The sequence below is a fragment of the Pelomicrobium sp. P1 genome (assembly GCF_052805615.1).
Genome location: NZ_JBRBEM010000012.1, coordinates 43,158 through 64,070 on the forward strand (window position 1 = coordinate 43,158; position 20,913 = coordinate 64,070).

17 protein-coding genes are annotated in these 20,913 nt (G+C 67.2%); 6 read left to right on the forward strand and 11 right to left on the reverse strand.

Going from position 1 to position 20,913, the window contains the following annotated elements; all coding sequences use genetic code 11:
- The first annotated feature begins 48 nt into the window (after positions 1-48).
- Entirely contained in the window at positions 49-879 is an 831-nt protein-coding gene (locus ACUVYZ_RS12435) for an NAD(P)-binding domain-containing protein (protein WP_439934794.1), read from the forward strand.
- Positions 880-901: 22 nt separating this feature from the next.
- Here the strand turns inward: ACUVYZ_RS12435 and ACUVYZ_RS12440 are convergent, their stop codons facing one another.
- Positions 902-1,108 (reverse strand): DUF6494 family protein, encoded by a 207-nt coding sequence (locus tag ACUVYZ_RS12440; protein ID WP_439934793.1) that lies wholly within the window; start codon positions 1,106-1,108, stop codon positions 902-904.
- Positions 1,109-1,483: 375 nt separating this feature from the next.
- On the opposite strand from ACUVYZ_RS12440, the gene ACUVYZ_RS12445 reads away from it, so the two are divergent.
- Positions 1,484-4,474 carry a transglycosylase domain-containing protein gene (locus ACUVYZ_RS12445; RefSeq protein ID WP_439934792.1) on the forward strand — a complete coding sequence of 997 codons (2,991 nt, stop codon included), beginning with the start codon at positions 1,484-1,486 and terminating at the stop codon, positions 4,472-4,474.
- Here the strand turns inward: ACUVYZ_RS12445 and pgi are convergent.
- From pgi to hslO, 5 genes are all read right to left on the reverse strand, one after another.
- Positions 4,443-6,083, reverse strand: coding sequence for a glucose-6-phosphate isomerase (gene pgi / locus ACUVYZ_RS12450; RefSeq protein ID WP_439934791.1), 1,641 nt, complete (start codon positions 6,081-6,083; stop codon positions 4,443-4,445). The genes ACUVYZ_RS12445 and pgi overlap by 32 nt on opposite strands.
- Positions 6,084-6,209: 126 nt before the next feature.
- Positions 6,210-6,752 (reverse strand): phasin family protein, encoded by a 543-nt coding sequence (locus ACUVYZ_RS12455; protein WP_439934790.1) that lies wholly within the window; start codon positions 6,750-6,752, stop codon positions 6,210-6,212.
- Positions 6,753-7,130: 378 nt separating this feature from the next.
- Positions 7,131-8,318, reverse strand: coding sequence for an acetyl-CoA C-acyltransferase family protein (locus ACUVYZ_RS12460; protein WP_439934789.1), 1,188 nt, complete (start codon positions 8,316-8,318; stop codon positions 7,131-7,133).
- 178 nt (positions 8,319-8,496) lie between these two features.
- Positions 8,497-9,408 carry a DMT family transporter gene (locus ACUVYZ_RS12465; protein WP_439934788.1) on the reverse strand — a complete coding sequence of 304 codons (912 nt, stop codon included), beginning with the start codon at positions 9,406-9,408 and terminating at the stop codon, positions 8,497-8,499.
- Positions 9,409-9,426: 18 nt separating this feature from the next.
- Positions 9,427-10,302 (reverse strand): Hsp33 family molecular chaperone HslO, encoded by an 876-nt coding sequence (gene hslO / locus ACUVYZ_RS12470; protein WP_439934787.1) that lies wholly within the window; start codon positions 10,300-10,302, stop codon positions 9,427-9,429.
- Between the two features lie 145 nt (positions 10,303-10,447).
- On the opposite strand from hslO, the gene glgC reads away from it, so the two are divergent.
- Positions 10,448-11,764: a glucose-1-phosphate adenylyltransferase gene (gene glgC / locus ACUVYZ_RS12475; protein ID WP_439934786.1), complete on the forward strand. Its 1,317-nt coding sequence runs from the start codon at positions 10,448-10,450 to the stop codon at positions 11,762-11,764.
- On the forward strand, positions 11,764-13,470 hold the full coding sequence (locus tag ACUVYZ_RS12480) for a glycoside hydrolase (RefSeq protein ID WP_439934785.1): 1,707 nt from the start codon (positions 11,764-11,766) through the stop codon (positions 13,468-13,470). Before glgC ends, ACUVYZ_RS12480 begins: the two co-directional genes overlap by 1 nt.
- Positions 13,471-13,477: 7 nt before the next feature.
- On the opposite strand, the gene ACUVYZ_RS12485 is transcribed toward ACUVYZ_RS12480, so the two are convergent.
- From ACUVYZ_RS12485 to ACUVYZ_RS12495, 3 genes are all read right to left on the reverse strand, one after another.
- Positions 13,478-15,178, reverse strand: a complete 1,701-nt coding sequence (locus tag ACUVYZ_RS12485) for an ArnT family glycosyltransferase (protein ID WP_439934784.1) — start codon at positions 15,176-15,178, stop codon at positions 13,478-13,480.
- Between the two features lie 378 nt (positions 15,179-15,556).
- Entirely contained in the window at positions 15,557-15,775 is a 219-nt protein-coding gene (gene rpmE / locus ACUVYZ_RS12490; protein WP_333842887.1) for a 50S ribosomal protein L31, read from the reverse strand.
- Between the two features lie 90 nt (positions 15,776-15,865).
- Positions 15,866-16,885, reverse strand: coding sequence for an isocitrate/isopropylmalate dehydrogenase family protein (locus tag ACUVYZ_RS12495; protein WP_439934783.1), 1,020 nt, complete (start codon positions 16,883-16,885; stop codon positions 15,866-15,868).
- 196 nt (positions 16,886-17,081) lie between these two features.
- On the opposite strand from ACUVYZ_RS12495, the gene ACUVYZ_RS12500 reads away from it, so the two are divergent.
- Positions 17,082-18,320: an MFS transporter gene (locus tag ACUVYZ_RS12500; protein ID WP_439934782.1), complete on the forward strand. Its 1,239-nt coding sequence runs from the start codon at positions 17,082-17,084 to the stop codon at positions 18,318-18,320.
- 94 nt (positions 18,321-18,414) lie between these two features.
- Here the strand turns inward: ACUVYZ_RS12500 and rho are convergent, their stop codons facing one another.
- Both rho and trxA read right to left on the reverse strand, forming a co-directional pair.
- Positions 18,415-19,674, reverse strand: coding sequence for a transcription termination factor Rho (gene rho / locus ACUVYZ_RS12505; protein WP_147800839.1), 1,260 nt, complete (start codon positions 19,672-19,674; stop codon positions 18,415-18,417).
- 118 nt (positions 19,675-19,792) lie between these two features.
- Complete coding sequence (gene trxA, locus ACUVYZ_RS12510; RefSeq protein ID WP_439934781.1) at positions 19,793-20,119, reverse strand: thioredoxin TrxA; 327 nt, start codon at positions 20,117-20,119, stop codon at positions 19,793-19,795.
- Positions 20,120-20,367: 248 nt separating this feature from the next.
- Here trxA and fdxA point away from each other — a divergent pair, with 248 nt between their 5' ends.
- Positions 20,368-20,691, forward strand: a complete 324-nt coding sequence (gene fdxA / locus ACUVYZ_RS12515) for a ferredoxin FdxA (protein WP_439934780.1) — start codon at positions 20,368-20,370, stop codon at positions 20,689-20,691.
- The last annotated feature ends 222 nt before the right edge of the window (positions 20,692-20,913 follow it).

The window sequence follows — 20,913 nt, forward strand, 5'->3', positions numbered from 1 at the left end:
GCCCCCGGCGCGGGAAGACGGTTCCAGCGCTTTTTTCTCCCCCTTTCCATGCAGGTTGGCGTCCTCGGGATCGATGCCTTGGCGGTGGCCGTGACGCGCCGGCTGGCCGCCCAGGGCGTGGCGGTGCGGATCTACGCCCGGAAGCAGGCGGCCCTCGACGCCCTGTGCCGGGATGGGACGATCGCCGTCTCCCGGGGGATAAAGGCCCTATGCCAGGGACTCGATCCCCCGCGCAACCTGTTCCTCTTCGGCTGCGATGCCCGCCTGCTCGCCGCTCTCGTCCGCCGGATCGAGCCGGGGGACTGTATCGCGGATTGCGTCGAGGGGGATCTGCGCGCCGCCGCGGAACGGGCCCGGCGCTTCAAGGCGCGGGGCGCCTTGGTCGCCGACCTGGGTCTGTTCACCGCGCCAGGAAGCGAAACCTACGGCTTCGGTCTGGCCATCGGGGGCGAGGCGGCCGCCTTCGAGCGCTTGAAGCCCCTGGCGGAGAAGCTGGCGGTGGACGGCGGGCCGCCCCCGGGCGGGTTCGGCGCGATCCATGCAGGACCCGCGGGCTCCGGCCACTTCCTGAAGGCGCTGCAGGAACTGCTCCTGGAAAGCGCGGCGGCGGGAAGCGCCGAGGCGCTCCGGCATCTCGTCCAGGCGCCCGCTTCCCTCGCTTCGCCCGAGCTCCTCGTCCGCGCCTGGGACGCGGGCAGACACGCGAACGTCCGCTTGGAGGCCCTATGTTGGTCATACGTGAACCTCGCGGGCGGCGACGCAGCACCTTCCTGCCCGGCGGTCAACCTGGCGCGGGCGACCCTCGCCAGCACCCAGGCGGCGGCGGGCTTCCTGGACCGGCTCCAGGCGCTGCTGCGGGGACGAGGGCTCGGCGCTTGAAGAGCCCCTTCTGCGGGGGCGACTATTCCAACTCGATCTCGCCTTCGAAGGTGACGTCCACCTGAAGGCCGTCCACCGTCAGGCGCATCTTGGCGGGAAAGGTCTCGTTGCCTTTCACCCGGCCCGCCGACAGCGCCTTCTCCACCGCGTGCTCGATTTCCCGCTGGGAGCGGATGCCCACCTTCTTGAGAAACTTGCGAATGCTCAGGTTCAGCGCTTCTTCGTTCATGACCTGTCACGTGGGTCGGTGAGGTAGCCCCTACAGATTACTCCAAAACGCTTGCCTCGACACCGTAACAAAGGTTCGAGAATCCGCCGGCAATTCTTTGCGCTTTGGTGCGTCTAATGAAGGCCGGGTTTTCGCTTTTCTCGTTGTTCCCGGCAACAGGATATGAATACGAATATGCGCCTCCGTTTCCGCGGAGGCGGTGGCTCTCGCGGGGCCAGGGCGCTCGGGGGTGCGCCCGAACGACCGCTCGAGCGTGGAGCGGAGACTTGGCCTTCCGCTCCCGCTTGCCTGCTTCTCTCGGCGCTGCCCCATCCGCCGGCCCGGCGGCGCCATCGCCGGCGCGTCGTCTGGGCGACGGCGGCTTTCGTCGCGGCGATGGCCGGGCTTGGGTTCTGGGAGCTGCAAACCTCCACCATCCAGGCGCAGCAGCTCTCCCGCTACGCCCAGGCGATCCGGTTCTGGGTGGAGCCGGGCGCGAATCCCTCGATCCGTTTCCCCGGGCCGGGACCTTTCGACCAGCGCATGGGCTACAGCCGCCTTCCGGCGTTCCTCGAGCGTCTTGAAGCCGAAGGCTTCGTTGTGGAGCGGCAAGCCCGCGCCTCTCCCACCCTGACTGCCCTGATGGACCTAGGGCTTTTTCCCATCTACCGAGAAAAAAACCAGACGGGCCTCAGGGTGTTGGACTGCCGGGGGCGGCCTCTCTACGCCTTCGATTTTCCTCAGCGGGTCTACCAGAACTTCGCCGAAGTGCCACCCCTGGTGGTGGCCGCGCTCCTCTTCATCGAGAACCGGGAGCTGCTCGACACCCGCTATCCCTATCGCAATCCGGCAGTGGAGTGGGACCGGCTGGCCAATGCGGTGCTCAGCCGGATGGTGCACCTGGTGGCCGAGGACTATCCTTCGCCGGGAGGAAGCACCCTGGCCACCCAGATGGAAAAGTACCGCCATTCCCCCGGCGGCCGGACCGATTCCGCCGAGGAGAAGGTGCGGCAGATGGTCTCCGCGTCGCTCCGGGCCTATCTCCACGGGAACGAGACCCTTACCGCTCGCCGGCAGATCGTGGTGGATTACCTGAACACGGTGCCCCTGGCGGCGGCGCCCGGCTTCGGCGAGGTAGTGGGCCTCGGCGACGGCCTGTGGGCCTGGTACGGGGAGGACTTCGACGCGGTGAACGCCCGGCTGCGCCAGGCGCCCCAGGGACCCGAGGAGCTCGAGGCCCAGGCCCGGGCGTTTCGCCAGGTCTTGAGCCTGCTCATCGCCCAGCGGCGTCCCTCCGAGCTGCTCAACGGGGGGCGGGAGCGACTGGATTCCCTCACCGACAGTTACTTGCGGCTGATGGCGAAGGAGGGGGTGGTCGAGGGCGCCTTGGCCCGGACCGCCCTGCGGATTCGGGTGGTGCCCCGGGCCTCCGCACCCCTGGCGTCGCCGGGCTCCTTCCTCGAGCGCAAGGGGGCGGACGCGGCGCGGGTCAAGACGGCCCGGCTCCTGGGGGTGGCGAGCCTCTACGAGCTGGATCGCCTGGACCTCACCGTGGAAACGCCGCTCGAGGGTTCGCTGCAAAATGAAGTCTCGGAGGCGCTGCGCCGGCTTGCCGATCCCCGCTACGCTCGGGAAGCCGGCTTGCTGGAGCCTAAGCTCCTCGCCCGGGGAGACCCGTCCCAGGTGATCTACAGCTTTACCCTCGTGGAGCGGGCAGCCGGTGCCAACCGGGTGCGGGTCCAGGCCGACAGCATCGATCAGCCCTTCGACGTGAACGAGGGGGCGAAGCTGGACCTGGGCTCCACCGCCAAGCTGCGCACCCTGGTGACCTATCTGGAGCTGATCGCCGAGCTCCACGCCCGCTACGGAGCGCTCCCGCCGGAAGCGTTGCGTAAGGTCGAAGCGAGCCCCCGGGATCCCCTGACCCGCTGGGCTCTGGATTACCTGGGAAAGGCTCAGGACCGGAGCCTTCCCGCCATGCTGGAGGCGGCCCTGGACCGGCGTTACTCCGCGAGCCCCCACGAGACCTTCTTCACCGGAGGAGGGCTCCACCGCTTCGAGAACTTCCGACCCGAGGATGACGTTCGGGTGGTAAGCGTGGGAGAGGCGTTCCGCGACTCCATCAACCTGCCCTTCGTGCGCCTGATGCGGGACATCGTGCACCACGTTATGTTCCGGGAGCCCGGCTCCACCGCCCGGGTTCTGGAGGATCCCACCCATCCGGCTCGAGCCCAGTATCTCTTCCGGTTCGCCGACCGGGAGGGGCGGGAGTTCGTGCGCCGCTTCTACGCCAAGTACCGGGGCAAGTCGCCGGAGGAGATGCTGGCTCTCCTCGCCCAGGGGGTGCGGCCGGCGCCGGCGCGGCTCGCGGCCGCCTTCCGCGCCGTGGCTCCCGAGGCCGGGCTCGAGGCGCTGGAAGCGTTCCTGGCGGCGCACCTGCCCGCCGGGCGGGCCTTCGATGCAGCCGCGCTGTACCAAGCCTACGCGCCCGGCCGCTATGACCTGGCGGACCAGGGTTTCCTCGCCGGGGTGCATCCCCTGGAGCTGTGGGTGGTGGAGTTCCTGCGCCGCCACCCCGGGGCGAGCCTCGGCGTGACGGTGGAAGCGAGCCGGGAGGCGCGCCAGGCGGTGTACCAGTGGCTCTTCCGCACGCGGCACAAGGATGCCCAGGACCGGCGGATCTGGAGCCTGATGGAAGTGGAGGCGTTCATGGAGATCCACCAGCGCTGGCGGCGGCTGGGTTATCCCTTCGATGCTCTGGTGCCTTCCTACGCTACTGCCATCGGCAGCTCCGCCGACCGCCCGGCCGCGCTGGCGGAGTTGATGGGCATCCTCGTCAACGAGGGCGTGCGGCTGTCCACGGTGCGCCTGGAAGCGCTGTACTTCGCCCGGGCTACCCCTTTCGAGACCCGCAGCGCGTTCCAAGCCCCAGCCGGCGAGCGGGTATTGCCCGCGGAGGTGGCGGCGGCGGTGCGGCGCGCCCTGGAAGACGTGGTGGCCCGGGGCACGGGGCGGCGGCTCCCTGCCGCGTTGACCCTCGCGGACGGTTCAGTGGCGGCCCTGGGGGGCAAGACCGGCACCGGCGACCATCGCTTCGAGGTCTACGCCGCTGGAGGCCAGCTCGTGGAGTCCCGGGTCATGGGCCGGGCCGCCACCTTCGTCTTTCTGATCGGGGACCGTTACTTCGGCACGGTGAGCGCCTACGTGCCCGGGGAAAAAGCCAAGGACTACCGGTTCACCAGCGCCTTGCCGGTGCAGGTGTTGAAAGGCCTCCTGCCGGTACTGGAGCGGCATCTGGGGGCGACGTGCCCGGCCGCGCCGGCGCGCCTTCTGGCCGACACCTCCGCCGCGGCACTCACACCCCCCGGGAGCGGGCGTAATCGATGAGCCCGCGGGTGGAGGCGTCGTGGGCGGCTGTCGGCCCCGCGGGCCCTTCCAGCTCGGGAAGGATGGATTTGGCGAGCTGCTTGCCCAGCTCCACGCCCCACTGGTCGAAGGGGTTGATGTGGAGGATGACACTCTCCACGAACACCTTGTGCTCGTAGAGGGCGAGGAGCGCGCCCAGGGCGTAGGGGGTGAGCTTCTCGTAGACCAAGGTGGTGCTGGGGCGGTTGCCGGGGAACACCTGGTAGGGGAGCAGCCGCTCCAGGGCTTCTCCCCCCATCCCCTTCGCTTCCAGCTCGGCGCGGGCCTCGGCCTCGGTCTTGCCACGCATGAGGGCCTCGGTCTGGGCGAAGCAATGGGCGATGAGCATGCGCTGGTGGGCGGCGAGGGGATGGTGGGCCTTCAGCCCCACCAGGAAGTCCGCCGAGACGAGCTGGGTGCCTTGGTGCAGGAGCTGGAAGAAGGCGTGCTGGCCGTTGGTGCCTGGCTCGCCCCAGAGGACCACGCCGGTCTGATAGTCCACCGTCCGCCCGTCCCGGTCCACCTGCTTGCCCAGGCTCTCCATTTCCAGTTGCTGCAAATAGGCGGGAAGCCGGGCCAGGTGCTGGTCGTAGGGAAGCACCGCGTGAGAGCGTACACCGAGGAAGTTGGCGTACCACACCGCCAGCAGCCCTAGGATCACCGGCGCGTTTTTTTCCAAGGGCGCTTCGGCGAAGTGCCGGTCCATGGCCCGGGCGCCCGCTAAGAGCTCCGCAAAGCGGTCGAAGCCCACGGCAATGCACAGGGGAAGCCCGATGGCGGACCAGAGGGAATAGCGCCCCCCCACCCAATCCCAGAACTCGAACATGTTGTGGGGCGCGATACCGAACTTCTGCACCTCCTCTCCATTGGTGGACACGGCGACGAAATGGCGCGGCACTGCGGAGCCGGTGCGCAGCCCCTGGAGCAGCCATTCCCGGGCCGAACGGGCGTTGGCCAAGGTCTCCTGGGTGGTGAAGGTCTTAGAGGCTACGATGAAGAGCGTGGTCTCAGGATCGAGCCCGGCGAGGGTGTCGGTCAGATGGCTGCCGTCCACGTTGGAGACGAAGCGTACCCGAAGCTCGGGGCTGCCGTAAGGGCGCAAGGCCTCGGTGGCCATGGCCGGGCCCAGGTCCGAGCCGCCGATGCCGATGTTGACCACGTCGGTGAAGGGCTTGCCCGTGATGCCGCGCAGGTTCCCGCTGCGCACCGCGTCGGAGAAGCGCCGCATGTGCTCCAGCACCCGCTGCACGTCGGGCAACACATCACGACCCTGGAAATGGACGGGCCGATCGGCCCGCAGCGCGGTGTGGAGCGCGGCCCGCTGCTCGGTGTGGTTGACCAGGTCGCCTCCGAGCAGCCGCTCGATCCAGCGGGGAAGCTCCGCCTGACGGGCGAGCTGGACGAGTAGGGCCAGGGTTTCCTCGGTGATCCGGTTCTTGGAATAGTCGATCAGCAATCCCGTCGCCTCCAGGGAAAAGCGATCGAAGCGCCGAGGATCGGCGGCGAAAAGCTCGCGCAGGTGGCGGCCTTCCAGGCAGGCGTGGTGGGCCGCCAGCGCTTTCCAGGCGGGGGAATCGGTCAAACGGCTCATGGGGCCAGAAATGGGGCTGGAAAGGATGCTTCGATTTTAACCGGCATCCGGCGACCCCCCAACCGCTTCCCCGAAAACGAAAAGCCCCGGACGAACCGGGGCTAGGCAATGCAGAAGGAAAACGACTTACGCTTTGGCGGCCTTTTTCTTGGCGGCGCTGACGGCGGCGGCAGCCGTGTTCACGTTGGCTTCCGCCAGCTCGGCTACTTGCTTGGCGGCCTTGGAGAAGCTGTCGTAGGCGCTGTTGGCGGCGGCGACCCCCGACTTGATGAAGGAGACGGCTGCCTCGGAGCCTGCGGGACCCGACAGGGATACCTTCTCGATTTGCTCGATCAGGGCCTGGCCGAAGGCGCTGACCCGCCCTTCCACCGCTTTGGCCGCGGCCGCCTGAGTCTCGGCGGCGATCTCGTAGACGTTTCTGAGATAGCTCAGCACCTTTTCCGCCTGGGGCTCGACGGTGGCCGGTTGCAACGCCAGGAGCTCTTGCAGGCTTTTCGCTTCCAGGGCGGTTCGGGCGGTGCGGGCGGTTTCGTTCAACGCTTCCCGGGCGGCCGCCAGGTTAAGCTGGGCGAGCTTCTCGGTGCCGTCCAGGGCGACCTGGGAAATTTCCACTGCGGCGGCCAGATTCGCTTGTTGGAAAGCGATGAAGGGTTCATGGGTGGCGTACATGGGTTGCTCCTTGGAGGTTAAGGGGTGAGAGGAGAGGGGAGGTGTTGCTGCAATGCAATAAAGCTACATTCTATAGGAAATTCAATCGGTGTCAACTTGTCTAGGCTACTTTGATCAACCTGGAACATTGTAACGCACAAAAAAGGCAGGAGGATGAAAGAAATCCTTCGAATGGAACCCGTAGGCTCTAGGCCAACCCCAAAATCACCGGGCTGGGATGGCCAAAATGACCCATAGGAGCTGGGTGCCCGGTCCTGTTGGCCCGCGGAAGGACCCGCTGAGCCGTAAAGCGAAAAAAGAGAAAGGGATGGGCGGGACGCTCAACCCTTGCATCACGGCGGGGCGACTCGTCCAGAAGACGAGCCGCGCCCCGGGGGATCAGAGCCGCTCGTAGACAGCGGCGATGCCCTGGCCTCCGCCGATGCACATGGTCACCAGGGCGTACTTGCCCTGGATGCGTTGCAGCTCGTACAGGGCCTTCACCGTGAGGATCGCGCCCGTGGCGCCGATGGGGTGTCCCAAGGCCACCGCGCCGCCGTTCGGGTTGGTCCTGGCCGGATCCAGCTCCAGCTCCTTCGCCACCGCGCAGGCCTGGGCGGCGAAGGCCTCGTTGGATTCGATCACGTCCATGTCGGCGAGCTTGAGCCCGGCCCGCTCCAAGGCTTTCTTCACCGCCGGCACCGGACCGATGCCCATGTACTTGGGATCGACGCCGGCGTGGCCGTAGGACACCAGGCGCGCCATGGGCTTCAAGCCCTTCTTCTCCGCGTACTTCGCCTCCGCCAGCACCACCGCCGCCGCGCCGTCGTTGATGCCGGAGGCGTTGCCCGCCGTGACCGTGCCGTCCTTCTGGAACACGGGCTTGAGCTTGGAGAGGCCTTCGGGATTCACGTCCCGGCGCACGTGCTCGTCCGTGTCGAAGACCACCGTTCCCTTCTTGCTCTTGATCTCGATGGGGACGATCTGCTCCTTGAAGTAGCCCTTGTCGATGGCGTTGGCCGCCCGCTTGTGGCTCTCGACGGCGAAGGCGTCCTGCCGTTCCCGGCTGATGCCCCACTTGGCGGCCACGTTTTCCGCCGTGATGCCCATGTGCACCGTGTCGAAGGGGTCGGTGAGCGCCCCCACCATCATGTCGATGGCCTGGGTGGCGTTCATGCGCGCCCCCCAGCGCAGGGCGGGCATCAGGTAGCCGCCCCGGCTCATGGACTCCGCGCCACCGCCCACGGCCACGTCCGCATCCCCCAGTAAGATGGTCTGGGCCGCGGACACGATGGCCTGGAGGCCACTGCCGCACAGCCGGTTGAGGGTGAGGGCGGGCGTCTCATGGGGCAGCCCCCCGTTGATACACACCACCCGGGAAAGGTACATGTCCTTCGCTTCCCCGTGGATCACGCTGCCGAACACCAGGTGGCCCACCTCTTTCCCGTCCACCTGGGCGCGCTTGACCGCTTCGCGCACTACCGTGGCGCCCAGTTCGGTGGGGGGGATGTCTTTGAGGCTGCCGCCGTAGTCGCCGATGGCGGTGCGGACTCCGCTGAGCACAACGACTTCTCGTGAAGTGGCCATGGACGTTCTCCTTTGGGATGGTCAGGGCTCAAAGCGCGTTTCTCCGCGCTGTTTGGGGTAGGAATGGAAAAGCCAGTTTACGCCTCTCCCCCATGCCCTGTCGAGAAGAATGATGCGCCACAACAATAATAGATATGCGATTGTTTTAATGAATTTTTTTGTGGTTTTTCGTTCCCCTTCAGCCGCGCATCACCAGCCACACGCCCGTGACGGCGAGCCCCATGCCCATCACCGCTGTGGAACCCAGCGTCTCGCCGAAAGCGAGCCAGGCGAGCACCGCGGTCACAGGGGGCGTGAGATAGAAGAGGCTCGTCACTCGGGCCGCTTCGCCCCGGCGCAGCATGAGGTACAGGAGGCTGATGGCCCCCAGGGAAAGCACCAATACAAGCCAGCCCAGGGCGAACAGGAATTCGCCGCTCCACACGATGGCACGGGACTCCAGCCACCAGGCGAAGGGGGCGAGCACCAGGGCGGAGGCCACGAACTGGATGAGGCTCCCGGCCGCCAGGTCCGCGGCCCCACCGTGACGCTTCTGGTAGAGGGTGCCTGCCGTGATGCTGGCAAGGGCCAGCGCGGCCCAGGCGAAGGCGGCCGGCGGCGCGCCTTCCCAGCGGAGCTTGTCCCATACCACCAGGGCCACGCCGGCCAGCCCCAGGGCGAAGCCCAGCCATTGGCGCGGGGTGACCCGCTCGCCCAGGAGCCGCGGCGCCGCGACGGCGGTGGCGAGGGGCTGCAAGCCCACGATCAGGGCAACCACCCCGGCGGGCAGTCCCTGGTGGATGGCGGAGAACACTCCGCCCAGGTATCCGGCGTGGAGCAGCACGCCGGCCGTGGCCACGTGGGCGAACTCCCGGGGGTTGCGCGGCCAGCGATGGCCTAGCCCCAGGGCGAGGGGAGCGAGCAGGGCGACGGCGAGGGCGAAACGCAGGATGAGGAAGGTCAGGGGCTCGGCGTAGGGCAGGCCCAGCTTGGCGCCGATGAACCCGGTGCTCCACAGTAGGACGAAGAGCCCCGGCGCCGTCCGGACCAGCATCTCCCCGGTCGCCGGGGACGGGCGCCCGGCGGCCGGCGGCGATTCCCGCGGGCTCATGCCGCTCTCCCGAGCGGCTCAATGCCGCGTGGCGCCCGGGGCGGTCATTACCGCCGCGGCGAAAAGCTGCTCCGCGTCCACTGCGTCGAAGCCATAGCGGCGGTTGCAGAACTCGCAACGGACCTCCACCATGCCCTGCTCGGCGACGATCGAGCGCACCTCATCGCGGCCCAGCATGCGCAGCATGGCCTCCACCCGCTCCCGGGAGCAGGAACAGCCGAAACAGACGGGCCTCGTCTCGAACACGCGCACGTCCTCTTCGTGGAACAGGCGCCGCAGCAGCTCCCGGGGGGCGCAGGCTAGGAGCTCGCTCCGAGTGAGGGTGGCCCCCAGGGTGACGGCCCGATTCCACAGGTCGTGATCGGAAGACGAGGTGCCGGGAAGCTGCTGCAGCAGCATGCCCACGGCCCGCTCCTCCCCTGCGGCCAGCCACAAGCGGGTGTCGAGCTGTTCCGAGCGCAGCATGTAGTGCTCGAGCACGGCGGCCACGCTCTCGCCCGCGAGATCGACGATGCCCTGATAGGTGCGGCGGCCCTCCCGGGGATCGAGGGTGATGGCGAACCTGCCGGGCCCCACCAGCTCGGAGAGGGGCCCTTCCCGCAGGTCGTCCTTCCAGTGGGCGAGGCCCCGCAAGGCCAGCTCGCTGGTGCACTCCACCACCAGCAGGGGGATCGGACCGTCCCCCTGCATCTGCATGATCATGGAGCCGGAGTACTTCAGGGTGGCGGAGAGGAGGGCCGCCGCCGCCATGGTTTCCCCCAGCACGTCCCGCACTGGGCGGGGGTAACCCCGGTTTTCCAGCACCGCCCGCCAGGTGGCGTCGAGGGCCACCAGCCCGCCGCGCACGGCGGCATGCTCGAACAGAAAGGGCTGGAGAACGTCGTGCTGGTTCATGGAAGACGGCTCGGGCATCGCGCACGCGTCGCGTTGACTCGGCGCTCGTCTCCGTGATTGACTTGTCGCCGAAGCATGCACGTCATTATAACCCACGGCGATGCCGGCCTTGCCGGCATCGCGGCCGCGGCGGAAAGGAGGAAGAATGGGCGCGAGTCAGATCCAGAACGGCATGTCCGGCGCGAGCCGCGCCGACGCTTCTACTCGCTTCATCAGCCTGCTTACCAAGAATACCCTGGCCCTCATCCTGGCCGGAGGGCGGGGCTCGCGGCTTAAGCACCTGACCGACTGGCGGGCGAAGCCCGCCGTGCCCTTCGGAGGGAAGTTCCGCATCATCGATTTTCCCCTGTCGAACTGCGTCAATTCCGGCATCCGCCGCATCGGCGTGGTCACCCAGTACAAGGCCCAGAGCCTCATCACCCACATCCAGCGGGGTTGGAGCTTTCTCGGCGGCCAGCTCGGCGAGTTCGTGGAGGTCATGCCCGCCCAGCAGCGCGTCCAGGAAAGCTGGTACCAGGGCACCGCGGACGCGGTGTTCCAGAACCTCGACATCCTGCGCTCCTACGAGCCCCAGTACGTCCTGGTCCTGGCGGGGGACCACGTGTACAAGATGGACTACGGGCGGCTGCTCGCCCACCACGTGTCCAACGCCGCCGACTGCACCGTGGGCTGCGTGGAGGTGCCCCGGGAGGAGGCGAGGGCCTTCGGCGTGATGGCGGTCGACGAAAACCTGCGCATCACCGAGTTCCAGGAAAAACCCGGCGATCCCAAGCCCATTCCCGGCAAGCCGGACCTGGCGCTCGCCAGCATGGGCATCTACGTCTTCAATGCTCCGTTCTTGTACGAGCAGCTCATCCGGGATGCTGACGAGCCACGCTCGGAGCACGACTTCGGCCGCGACGTCATTCCCTACCTGATCCGGCGCTATCGGGTGTTCGCCCACCGGCTGCAGGACAGTTGCGTGAACATGGTGGAGGACGTTCCCTACTGGCGCGACGTGGGCACGGTGGACGCCTACTGGGAAGCGAACCTGGACCTCACCACGGTAAAGCCCCAGCTCAACCTGTACGACAAGCAATGGCCCATCTGGACCTACCAGGAGCAACTGCCGCCGGCCAAGTTCGTGTTCGACGAGGAGGGGCGCCGGGGCGCGGCGGTGGATTCCATGGTCTCGGGCGGCTGCGTGATCAGCGGCTCCACCGTGCGGCGCTCCCTTCTGTTCTCCGACGTGCGGGTCAATTCCTACTGCACCATCGAGGACGCGGTGATCCTGCCCAACGTGCAGATCGGCCGCCGGGCAGTGCTCAAGAAGGTGATCGTGGACAGCCGCTGCATCATCCCCGAGGGGCTGCAGGTGGGCGTCGACCCGGAGGAGGACCGCAGGCGCTTCTACGTGACGGAGAAGGGGGTGACCCTGATCACCCCGGAGATGCTGGGCCAGCGGGTGCACCAGGTGCGCTGATGCCAGACCCTTCCCGCAAGCTGGAGCTGGTGCTCCTGTGGCACATGCATCAGCCCGATTACCGCGACCACCGCACGGGGGAGTTCACCCTGCCCTGGGTGTACCTCCACGCCCTCAAGGATTACGCCGACATGGCCCATCACCTGGAGCGGCACCCAGGGGTGAAGGCGGTGGTCAATTTCGTACCGGTGCTCTTGGACCAGTTGGAGGATTACGCCGAGCAATTTCGCACGGGAACCGTGCGTGATCCCCTGCTGCAGCTCCTCTGGGCCCCGGACCTGGAGCGCCTGCCGGCGCCGGCCCGGCGCTTTATCCTGGACGCCTGCTTCCGCAGCAACCACCACACCATGGTGGAGCCCTTCCCGCCGTATAAGCGGCTCCACGAACTGTACCGGCAGCTAGCCGCCCAGGGAGAAGCGGCCCTCGCGTACCTGTCCGGGCAGTACCTGGCGGACTTGCTCACCTGGTACCACCTCGCCTGGACTGGCGAGAGCGTGCGGCGCAGACACGAGCTAGTGCAGCGCTTGATGGCCCAGGGAGGGGGCTACAGCTGCGACGACCGCCGCGCCCTTTTCCGCCTGGTGGGAGAGGTGGTGGCGGAGATCGTCCCGCGCTACCGGCGGCTGGCGGCCTCCGGGCAGATCGAGCTTTCCACTACGCCCCACTACCATCCCCTCGCGCCCCTGCTCATCGATTTCCGCAGCGCCCGGGAGGCGCTGCCCGAGGTGCAGCTGCCCCAGGCGGTCGGCTACCCTGGGGGGCGCACCCGGGTCGAATGGCATCTGGATTCGGCCCTGGAGAGCCATGCCCGTCGTTTCGGGGAGTCCCCTGCGGGGGTATGGCCGGCGGAGGGGGCCGTGTCCCAGCCCCTGCTCGAGCTCCTGGCGGGCCGCGGAGTGCGCTGGACCGCGAGCGGGCAGGCGGTGCTCGCCAACACCCTGCGCCGGGGCGCCGGCGGCCAGCCCCTCTCCGATCGCATCCATTGGCTCTACCGTCCGTACCTGCACCACGGTCCGGCGGGCGAAATCGTCTGTTTTTTTCGCGACGACCAGCTCTCCGACCTGATCGGCTTCGAGTACAAGACTTGGTTCGGGCGGGACGCGGCCAACGACTTCCTCTCCCGGCTGGAGGACATCCGGCGGCGTTTCCCCGAAGGAGGTAACCCCCTGGTAAGCGTGATCCTGGACGGGGAGAACGCCTGGGAGTACTACCCTTACAACGGCTACTTCTTCCTCGAAGATCTGTACGGGCTGCTCGAGCGCCACCCCTGCATCTCTACCACCACCTACCGGGACATCCTGGCGAAGACGAAGGCGGCGCCGCCGCTGCCGCCGGTGGTGGCGGGGAGCTGGGTCTACGGCACGTTTTCCACCTGGATCGGGGAGCCGGCCAAGAATCGGGCCTGGGACCTGCTCGCCGCGGCCAAGCAGCACTTCGACCTGGTGATGGAGAGCGGGCGCCTCGCGCCCGAGGAAGCTCAAGCCGCGCACCAGCAACTGGCCGATTGCGAAAGCTCGGATTGGTTCTGGTGGCTGGGAGACGACAACCCGGAACACGCCGTGGCGAGCTTCGAGCAGCGCTTCCGCGCCAAGCTGGGCAACCTCTACCGCTTGCTCAAGCTGCCCCCGCCCGCGGCGCTGTCGACCCCCTTGAGCCACGGCCACGGCGAGCCCGAGGCGGGCGGGACCATGCGGCGCGCCTCTTGAGGCAAGATCAGGGGGAGGCCGCCAGGCGTCGCGCCCCCTTTGCCGACTCGGGCGGCTTTTTCTTGTAAAGCACCCACAGCTCGTTCTTGTCCCGGGGGCGGTTACCGTCCCAGACTTTTTCCCACTCCCCGGCAGGTTCAGTCCACTGGCGGGGATCGCCTTGCACGAGAAGCCAGGTACACGATCCTTCGGTGCCGGTAGGGACGGGCCGGGTCACGATGCCAGCGAAATATTCCAGCATGGCGCGTTGCGCCTTGCCGAGATTGAGGCTGTCGAGGCAGGGCGGATTCACCGGAAGCGCGGTGCGGAGCGAAGCGACCACCGCGCGATAGGTCTTGGCGTGATCGATGTAGCCGACGAGCAGGGACATCATCAAGCACCACACCAGAGTGAGGCCGCCGCACCACGCCAGCAGCGGGCGCTCCGCGTTCTTTCTCAGCGCGGCGAGCAGCCCGACCCACGCCAGGGTGTAGGCGAGCCCCACCAGGAAGGGCACCAGACGGAAACCGAAGTTGTAACCCGGGCGCATGCGATCCAGGTGCCGGAACAGGCGCTCGGGCACTTCCAGCGCCAGGGGCACCCAATAAAACCACGCCACCAGCGCCAGCACGCTGAAGCCGAGCACGGCGAACCAGTACAGGGAATTGGCCGCGCCCCGGCGCAGGGTGTAGATGCCGGCGCTGGCGAGGAGGGCCAGGGGAATCAGCAGCGGCAGGCCTTCCACGTCCCGGGCGCTGGTGGAAAGGCTGGCGCCCACGAGCATTACCAGGAAGGCCACGGCGGGCAGGTGCACGCCGGGATGCCGGAACCCACCCCGTCCCTCGTGCCACAGGGCCCAGACGGCCAGGGGCAGGGCTGGCCAGGCGAACCAGGGCAGGGCCCGCACGTAGAACGAGGCGCTTTCCAGCGTGAGGGACGCCAGTCCCGGAACACGCCCCAGGTCGGCGGCGAGCCAGGCGGAGAAGAGCGCTGGCGAGTGGCGGTACAGAAGGTAGGGCCACGCGATGAGCCAGGGCGCGGCGAAGGCGAGCCCCAGCGCCAGGCAGATGGCCACGTTGCGGGTTCGCCACAGAGGCGAAGCGGCGGCCGCGCACGCCACCACGGCCGCGCTCAGCAGGGGCACCAAGAGCCCCTCCGACATGAAGGCCACGCCGATGCCGGTACCGAAAAGAGCGCCCCCGGCGCCCGGACGCCGCAGCCCCGTCGCTAGCCCGCAGAACGCTACCGCGGCTCCGGCGAGCAGGGCCACGTCGGCGATGATCTGGTGGCCGCGGATGATGAGACCGAAGCAGCCCAGCAGGGAGAGGGCGCTCACCCATCCGTAGCCGCGCCCATAGAACTCCCGCCCGGTGAGCCCGACGAACAAGAACGTGAGGGCCATGAAGAAGCCGGTAGCGAGCCGGGCACCGTCGTGCAGGGGCAGCAGAGGGGAGAAGAGCCGGGCGAAGGCGGCCGCCACCGCGTAGTACAGGGGGGGCTTTTCCAGCACCGGCTCTCCCGCCAGCGTGGGCACCAGCCATTCGCCGGTGCGGATCATGTGGTACACGATGCCGAAGTTTTCCGCCTCGTCGGGCTTCCATGGGTCGTGGCCCAGCAGGCCTGGAAAGATCCACGCCGCGATCACCAGGGCGAAGAGCCACCCAGGATGGGGCGGCTCCTGGACCTTCGCGTACGGCGAGTGGGGGGGGCGGAAGGGCGTCAGGGCCAAGGCGCTCATCCTCGGCGTGGACCCCGGCGCCGGAAGGAGCGCGGGCGGCTTAGCGAATCGTGGGGCGGGCTGGATCCATCGGGGAGCCGCGGATGCCAAGACGGGCGGGGGAAAAGAACGGCCGACGCGGTTGAACCGGAGCGGAGCGGGGCCTCGGGCATGGGGCATATTTTAGCCGCATATCTTCCCGTTGCACCGCTTCGCGCCCGAGGCGGACAGGCAGGACGGCTTTCCTGGGCCCGGCCCGGGCGGGGGAAAGAAGCGGTGCGCGGTCGACGGAACGCCGTGGAGGCGCGAACGCCACCATCGAACGTTCCGCTGGAGCGCTCGAAGAGGAAGTGTTAGCCCGGGCGAATCCGGGCGGAAAACGGCGGGGGCTTAAGTATGAGCCGCGCGCTTGTTGCCGTATTTCTGGCGGAACCTCTCCACCCGCCCGGCGGTGTCCACGATCTTCTGGGTGCCGGTGTAGAACGGGTGGCACGCGGAGCACACCTCCACGTGTAGGTCCCGTCCCAGGGTGGAGCGGGTCTTGAAGGTGTTGCCGCAACTGCAGGTGACCGTGATCTCGGTGTATTTGGGGTGGATCTTTTCTTTCATGGCGCATTCCTTGCCGCACGAACGCCCGGCCGCAGGCGCCCAGAAAAACGCACATTATCTCCTACAAGCCCTTTGCGGACAAGGGCGTGCTCAGGCGAGGCGGCGGATCATCGCCTGGGCGAACTCCGCGGTGGAGGCGCGGCCGCCCAGGTCCCGGGTACGGACGCCGTCCTCGATCATGGTCGCTTCTAAGGCGCGTTTCAAGCGCGACGCCAGGTCGTCGCGGCCCACGTGCTCCAGCATCATGGCGGCAGCCAGCATCTGCGCCACAGGATTAGCGATCCCCTGGCCGGCGATGTCCGGGGCGGAGCCGTGTACGGCTTCGAAGATGGCCGCGTCGCGCCCGATGTTCGCCCCCGGCGCGAGCCCCAGGCCGCCCACCAGGCCGGCGATCAGGTCGGAAAGGATATCCCCGAACAGGTTAGTGGTGAGAATCACGTCGAAGCGCTCGGGATCCAATACCAGTTGCATGGCGCAGGCGTCGATGATACGGTCTTCGACCTGGATCCGGCCTTCGTACTTCGCGCCCACCTCCCGCACCGTCTCCAGGAACAGGCCCGTGAGTGCCTTGAGGATGTTGGCCTTGTGCACGATGGTGAGCTTGCGGCGGCCGTGCTTCAGCGCGTAGTCGAAGGCGAACTGCGCCACGCGCCGGCAGCCCTCCCGGGTGATGATCCCGGAGGAGACGGCCGCGGCCCGCGGGTCGTCGCCCATCGGGATGTAGTGCTCGAAGCCCACGTAGAAGCCTTCGGTGTTCTCCCGCACCAGCACGATGTCCACGCCCTCGTAGCGGCCGCCGGGAAGGAGCGTGCGGGCCGGGCGCACGTTGGCGTAAAGCTGGAACTCCTTGCGCAGTTGCACGTTGACCGAGCGGTAGCCGCCCCCCACCGGCGTCGTGAGCGGTCCCTTCAGGGCGAGCCGGGTGCGGCGGATGCTCTCCAGCGTCTCGGCCGGAAGCGGGTCCCCATGGCCCTCTACCGCCGCCATGCCGGCGAGGCGCCTTTCCCATAGGAAGGGGGCGCCCAGGGCGTCCAGGACCAGGAGCGTGGCGTCGGTGATCTCGGGGCCGATGCCGTCGCCGGGGATCAGGGTGGCGGGGATGCGGTCCATTCCCACGGGTTAAGGGCCTTTCACGGTCGGGGATCTAAGATCTATTGTACTTGACTTGTGGGGTGACCGTGGCGTAGGTCTCGAGGGCGCCGGCCGGCGCCGCCGCCGCGGGCGGCCCAGGCAATCGCCAAAACGCTGCTTTTCTCACACCTAGGCATCATCGTAGGGGCGTCTTCGTGAAATATCCGGGCTAGAAATGTTCGCTTCCATCTTTTCCCTGCTCTTCGGCACCGGCCTCCTGCTGGTCGGCATCGGCTTTTTCTTCACGCTGCTCGGGGTTCGCGCCGGCGTCGAGGGATTTTCCGATGCGGTGACCGGGGCCATGATGTCGTCCTATTTCCTGGGGTTCGTCGCCGGCAGCTATCTGTGCCCGCCGCTCATCCGCAGCGTCGGGCACGTGCGGGCCTTCGCCGCCATGGCGTCCGTCGCCTCCACCATGGCCGTGCTGCACGCCCTCAGCGTGGACCCCGTCACCTGGAGTCTGTTCCGGGCGATCACCGGAGCCTGCATGGTGGGCCTGTACATGGTGATCGAGAGCTGGCTCAACGCGCTCGCCACCAACAAGACGCGGGGCCGCCTGTTTGGCAGCTACATGACCGTCACCCTGGTCACCATGGCCCTCGGCCAGTACCTGCTCCTGGTGGGGGACGTGCGCACCTTCGTCCCCTTCGGCGTCGTTTCCGTCATTCTTTCCTTGGCCCTCGTGCCCATCGTGATGACCAAGGTCCAGGAGCCCAAGCCCGTGGTGACCCCGGTGATCCACCCGGCATCCCTGTTCCGCCGGGTACCCCTCGGCCCGACCGGCGCCCTCGCCTCGGGCCTGCTCAACGGAGCCTTCTGGGGCATGGGCGCCGTGTACGCCTACCGGATCGGTTTTTCCGAGACGGGCGTGGCCGCCTTCGTAAGCACCGCCGTGCTAGGCGGCGCGCTCCTGCAGTTTCCCATCGGGCGCTTCTCCGACAAGCACGACCGGCGGGCAGTGCTTACCGTGGTGAGCGTCCTCGGCGCCGTTCTGGCGTTAGCCGTCTTCACCCTCGCCTACCTATCCCACGCCGCGCTGATCGCCTGCGCTTTTCTCTACGGGGGACTCGCCTTCACCGTATACGGCCTGAGCGTCGCTCACGTGAACGATTTCATGCGGACGGAGGACACGCTGGAAGCCAGCCGGGCGCTGCTGCTCCTGCACGGCATCGGCGCGGTGATCGGGCCGGCCCTGGCGGGCTACCTGATGGACGCCCTCGGTGCGGGAAGCCTGTTCGTCTATTTCGCCGTGGTGCTGCTCCTCCTCGGCGCCTTCGGCTATGCTGAAAGCCGGAGGCCGGCGCCGGAAGGCGTCGCGCCGACCACCTTCATCCCCATGGGCGAGAGCTCGACCGAGGCCCTGGAGATGGATCCGCGCACGGAAGCCGCTCCCGCATCCGGGACGCCGGATTAGGCGCAACGGACTTCGGGCCACGAAGGGCGGCGTTTGTCGGCCGCCGAAGGGAGCAAGCCCGGCTCAGCCGCGGCCGAAGACCTCGAGGCCTGACCTAACCGCGTCTCATCGAATCGAAGAAGTCCGCATTGTTCTTGGTGGCGCGGATTTTATCGAGTAGGAATTCCATTGCCTCGAGGTCGTCCATCGGATAGAGCAGCTTCCTCAGCACCCAGATCTTCTGCAGGATGTCCTGCTTGATCAGGAGCTCTTCGCGACGCGTGCCCGAGCGGTTCACGTTGATCGCCGGGTAGATGCGCTTCTCGTGCATGCGCCGGTCGAGGTGGATCTCCATGTTGCCGGTGCCCTTGAACTCTTCGTAGATCACGTCATCCATGCGGGAGCCGGTGTCGATGAGCGCCGTGGCGATGATGGTGAGGCTGCCGCCCTCCTCGACATTGCGCGCCGCGCCGAAGAAGCGCTTGGGCCGCTGCAGGGCGTTGGAATCCACGCCGCCGGTGAGCACCTTGCCGGAAGCCGGCACCACCGTGTTGTAGGCGCGCGCGAGCCGGGTGATGGAGTCGAGCAGGATCACCACGTCCTTCTTATGCTCCACCAGCCGCTTCGCCTTCTCGATCACCATCTCCGCCACCTGCACGTGGCGCGTGGCCGGCTCGTCGAAAGTGGAGGACACTACCTCGCCCTTCACCGAGCGCTGCATCTCGGTCACCTCCTCGGGCCGCTCGTCGATCAGCAGCACGATCAGGATGACTTCCGGGTAGTTGGCCGTGATGGAGTGGGCGATGTGCTGCAGCATCACCGTCTTGCCGGCCTTGGGCGGCGAGACGATCAGCCCCCGCTGGCCCTTGCCGATGGGGGCGATGATGTCGATGATGCGGCCGGTGATGTTCTCCTCGGCCTTGATGTCCCGTTCGAGCCGCAGCATCTCGGTAGGATGCAGCGGCGTCAGGTTCTCGAACAAGATCTTGTTCTTCGCGTTCTCCGGCGGCTCCCCGTTCACCTTGTCCACTTTCACCAGGGCGAAGTAGCGCTCGCCGTCCTTCGGCGTGCGGATCTCCCCCTCGATGGTGTCGCCGGTGTGGAGGTTGAAGCGCCGGATCTGGCTCGGGCTCACGTAGATGTCGTCGGGGCCGGCCAGGTAGGACATGTCGGGAGAGCGCAGGAAGCCGAACCCGTCCGGCAGGACCTCCAGCGTACCGCTGCCGTAGATGCTTTCGCCCTTGCGGGCCTGGTTCTTGAGCAGGGCGAAAATCAGGTCCTGCTTGCGCAGTCGATTGGCGCCCTCGATCTCGTTAGCGGTCGCCATCTCGACCAGTTCGGTCACTGGTAGACTTTTCAGATCGGACAAATGCATGTAGAACGACCCCGGAAAAACAAGGGAAGGAGAGGATGGGAGGATGCTGCGCCTGGAACCGGTCCGGGTCTTTTCGAATCAAGCTTTTAACTCGGACCGGGAGCCAAGGCTACTCGTATTAAAGGTGGCTGTCAATAAAGGCCGTCAACTGGGATTTGGACAAAGCGCCGACCTTGGTGGCCTCCACGTTTCCGTTCTTGAACAGCATGAGGGTAGGAATGCCGCGGATTCCGTACCGGGGCGGCGTGGACTGGTTCTCGTCGATGTTGAGCTTGGCGACCTTGAGCCGGCCGGCGTACTCCCGGGCCACCTCGTCCAGGATGGGGGCGATCACCTTGCACGGGCCGCACCATTCGGCCCAGTAGTCCACCAGCACCGGGATGTCGGATTTCAAGACCTCCGTCTCGAAGGAATCGTCGGTTACGTAACGTATGTGCTCGCTCATCAGGCCGCTCGGTATTGGATCCAGGGAATTCAAGAGTCGGCAGGACGCCGGATGCAGTGCGTCTCTATCCTAGCCCAAAATCCCCCGGGTTGAGAAGGCTGGCGCGGGGAAGCCCGCCCGCTTTTTGATATGCGTCAAGATTGGGACGGAGCCGCGGCTTTTCAAGGGTCCCGGGAGGATGTCCGCCGGGCCTTTCCTGCTAAAATGAAAATTTGCCTTTTGCGCATGGAAGCCTCCAAGGACCGCCTATGACCTACGTCGTCACCGAAGCGTGTATCAAGTGCAAGTACACCGACTGCGTGGACGTCTGCCCAGTGGATTGTTTCCGGGAGGGCCCCAACTTCCTGGTGATCGATCCCGACGAGTGCATCGATTGCACGCTGTGCGTGCCGGAGTGCCCGGTGGAGGCGATTTATGCCGAGGACGACGTGCCCGAGGACCAGCGGGATTTCATCGCGCTGAACGCCGAGCTGGCGAAGGTCTGGAAGCCGATCATCGAGAAAAAGGATCCGCCGGCGGACGCCGACGAGTGGGCCAAGGTCAAGGACAAGCGAGACCTGCTCGAGCGCTGAGAGGGTGGCCCCCGGAGGGTCGGCGTCTTTCCGCGCTCCGGGGTCGCATCCCTGACAGGGCCCCTGCTCCGCCCTGCGCGCGGATACGCCTCCGCGTGGGCCAAGGTCAAGGACAAGCGAGACCTGCTCGAGCGCTGAGAGGGTGGCCCCCGGAGGGTCGGCGTCTTTCCGCGCTCCGGGGTCGCATCCCTGACAGGGCCCCTGCTCCGCCCTGCGCGCGGA

Excerpts from the sequence above, each read along its gene's own strand:
- ACUVYZ_RS12445 (WP_439934792.1), top strand. The coding sequence starts at position 1,484 with ATGGCCGGGCTTGGGTTCTGGGAGCTGCAAACCTCCACCATCCAGGCG.
- ACUVYZ_RS12460 (WP_439934789.1), bottom strand. The coding sequence starts at position 8,318 with ATGGCCACTTCACGAGAAGTCGTTGTGCTCAGCGGAGTCCGCACCGCC.
- ACUVYZ_RS12440 (WP_439934793.1), bottom strand. The coding sequence starts at position 1,108 with ATGAACGAAGAAGCGCTGAACCTGAGCATTCGCAAGTTTCTCAAGAAG.
- ACUVYZ_RS12455 (WP_439934790.1), bottom strand. The coding sequence starts at position 6,752 with ATGTACGCCACCCATGAACCCTTCATCGCTTTCCAACAAGCGAATCTG.
- pgi (WP_439934791.1), bottom strand. The coding sequence starts at position 6,083 with ATGAGCCGTTTGACCGATTCCCCCGCCTGGAAAGCGCTGGCGGCCCAC.
- ACUVYZ_RS12500 (WP_439934782.1), top strand. The coding sequence starts at position 17,082 with ATGTTCGCTTCCATCTTTTCCCTGCTCTTCGGCACCGGCCTCCTGCTG.
- rho (WP_147800839.1), bottom strand. The coding sequence starts at position 19,674 with ATGCATTTGTCCGATCTGAAAAGTCTACCAGTGACCGAACTGGTCGAG.
- trxA (WP_439934781.1), bottom strand. The coding sequence starts at position 20,119 with ATGAGCGAGCACATACGTTACGTAACCGACGATTCCTTCGAGACGGAG.
- rpmE (WP_333842887.1), bottom strand. The coding sequence starts at position 15,775 with ATGAAAGAAAAGATCCACCCCAAATACACCGAGATCACGGTCACCTGC.
- fdxA (WP_439934780.1), top strand. The coding sequence starts at position 20,368 with ATGACCTACGTCGTCACCGAAGCGTGTATCAAGTGCAAGTACACCGAC.
- ACUVYZ_RS12465 (WP_439934788.1), bottom strand. The coding sequence starts at position 9,408 with ATGAGCCCGCGGGAATCGCCGCCGGCCGCCGGGCGCCCGTCCCCGGCG.
- hslO (WP_439934787.1), bottom strand. The coding sequence starts at position 10,302 with ATGAACCAGCACGACGTTCTCCAGCCCTTTCTGTTCGAGCATGCCGCC.
- ACUVYZ_RS12495 (WP_439934783.1), bottom strand. The coding sequence starts at position 16,885 with ATGGACCGCATCCCCGCCACCCTGATCCCCGGCGACGGCATCGGCCCC.
- ACUVYZ_RS12480 (WP_439934785.1), top strand. The coding sequence starts at position 11,764 with ATGCCAGACCCTTCCCGCAAGCTGGAGCTGGTGCTCCTGTGGCACATG.
- glgC (WP_439934786.1), top strand. The coding sequence starts at position 10,448 with ATGGGCGCGAGTCAGATCCAGAACGGCATGTCCGGCGCGAGCCGCGCC.
- ACUVYZ_RS12435 (WP_439934794.1), top strand. The coding sequence starts at position 49 with ATGCAGGTTGGCGTCCTCGGGATCGATGCCTTGGCGGTGGCCGTGACG.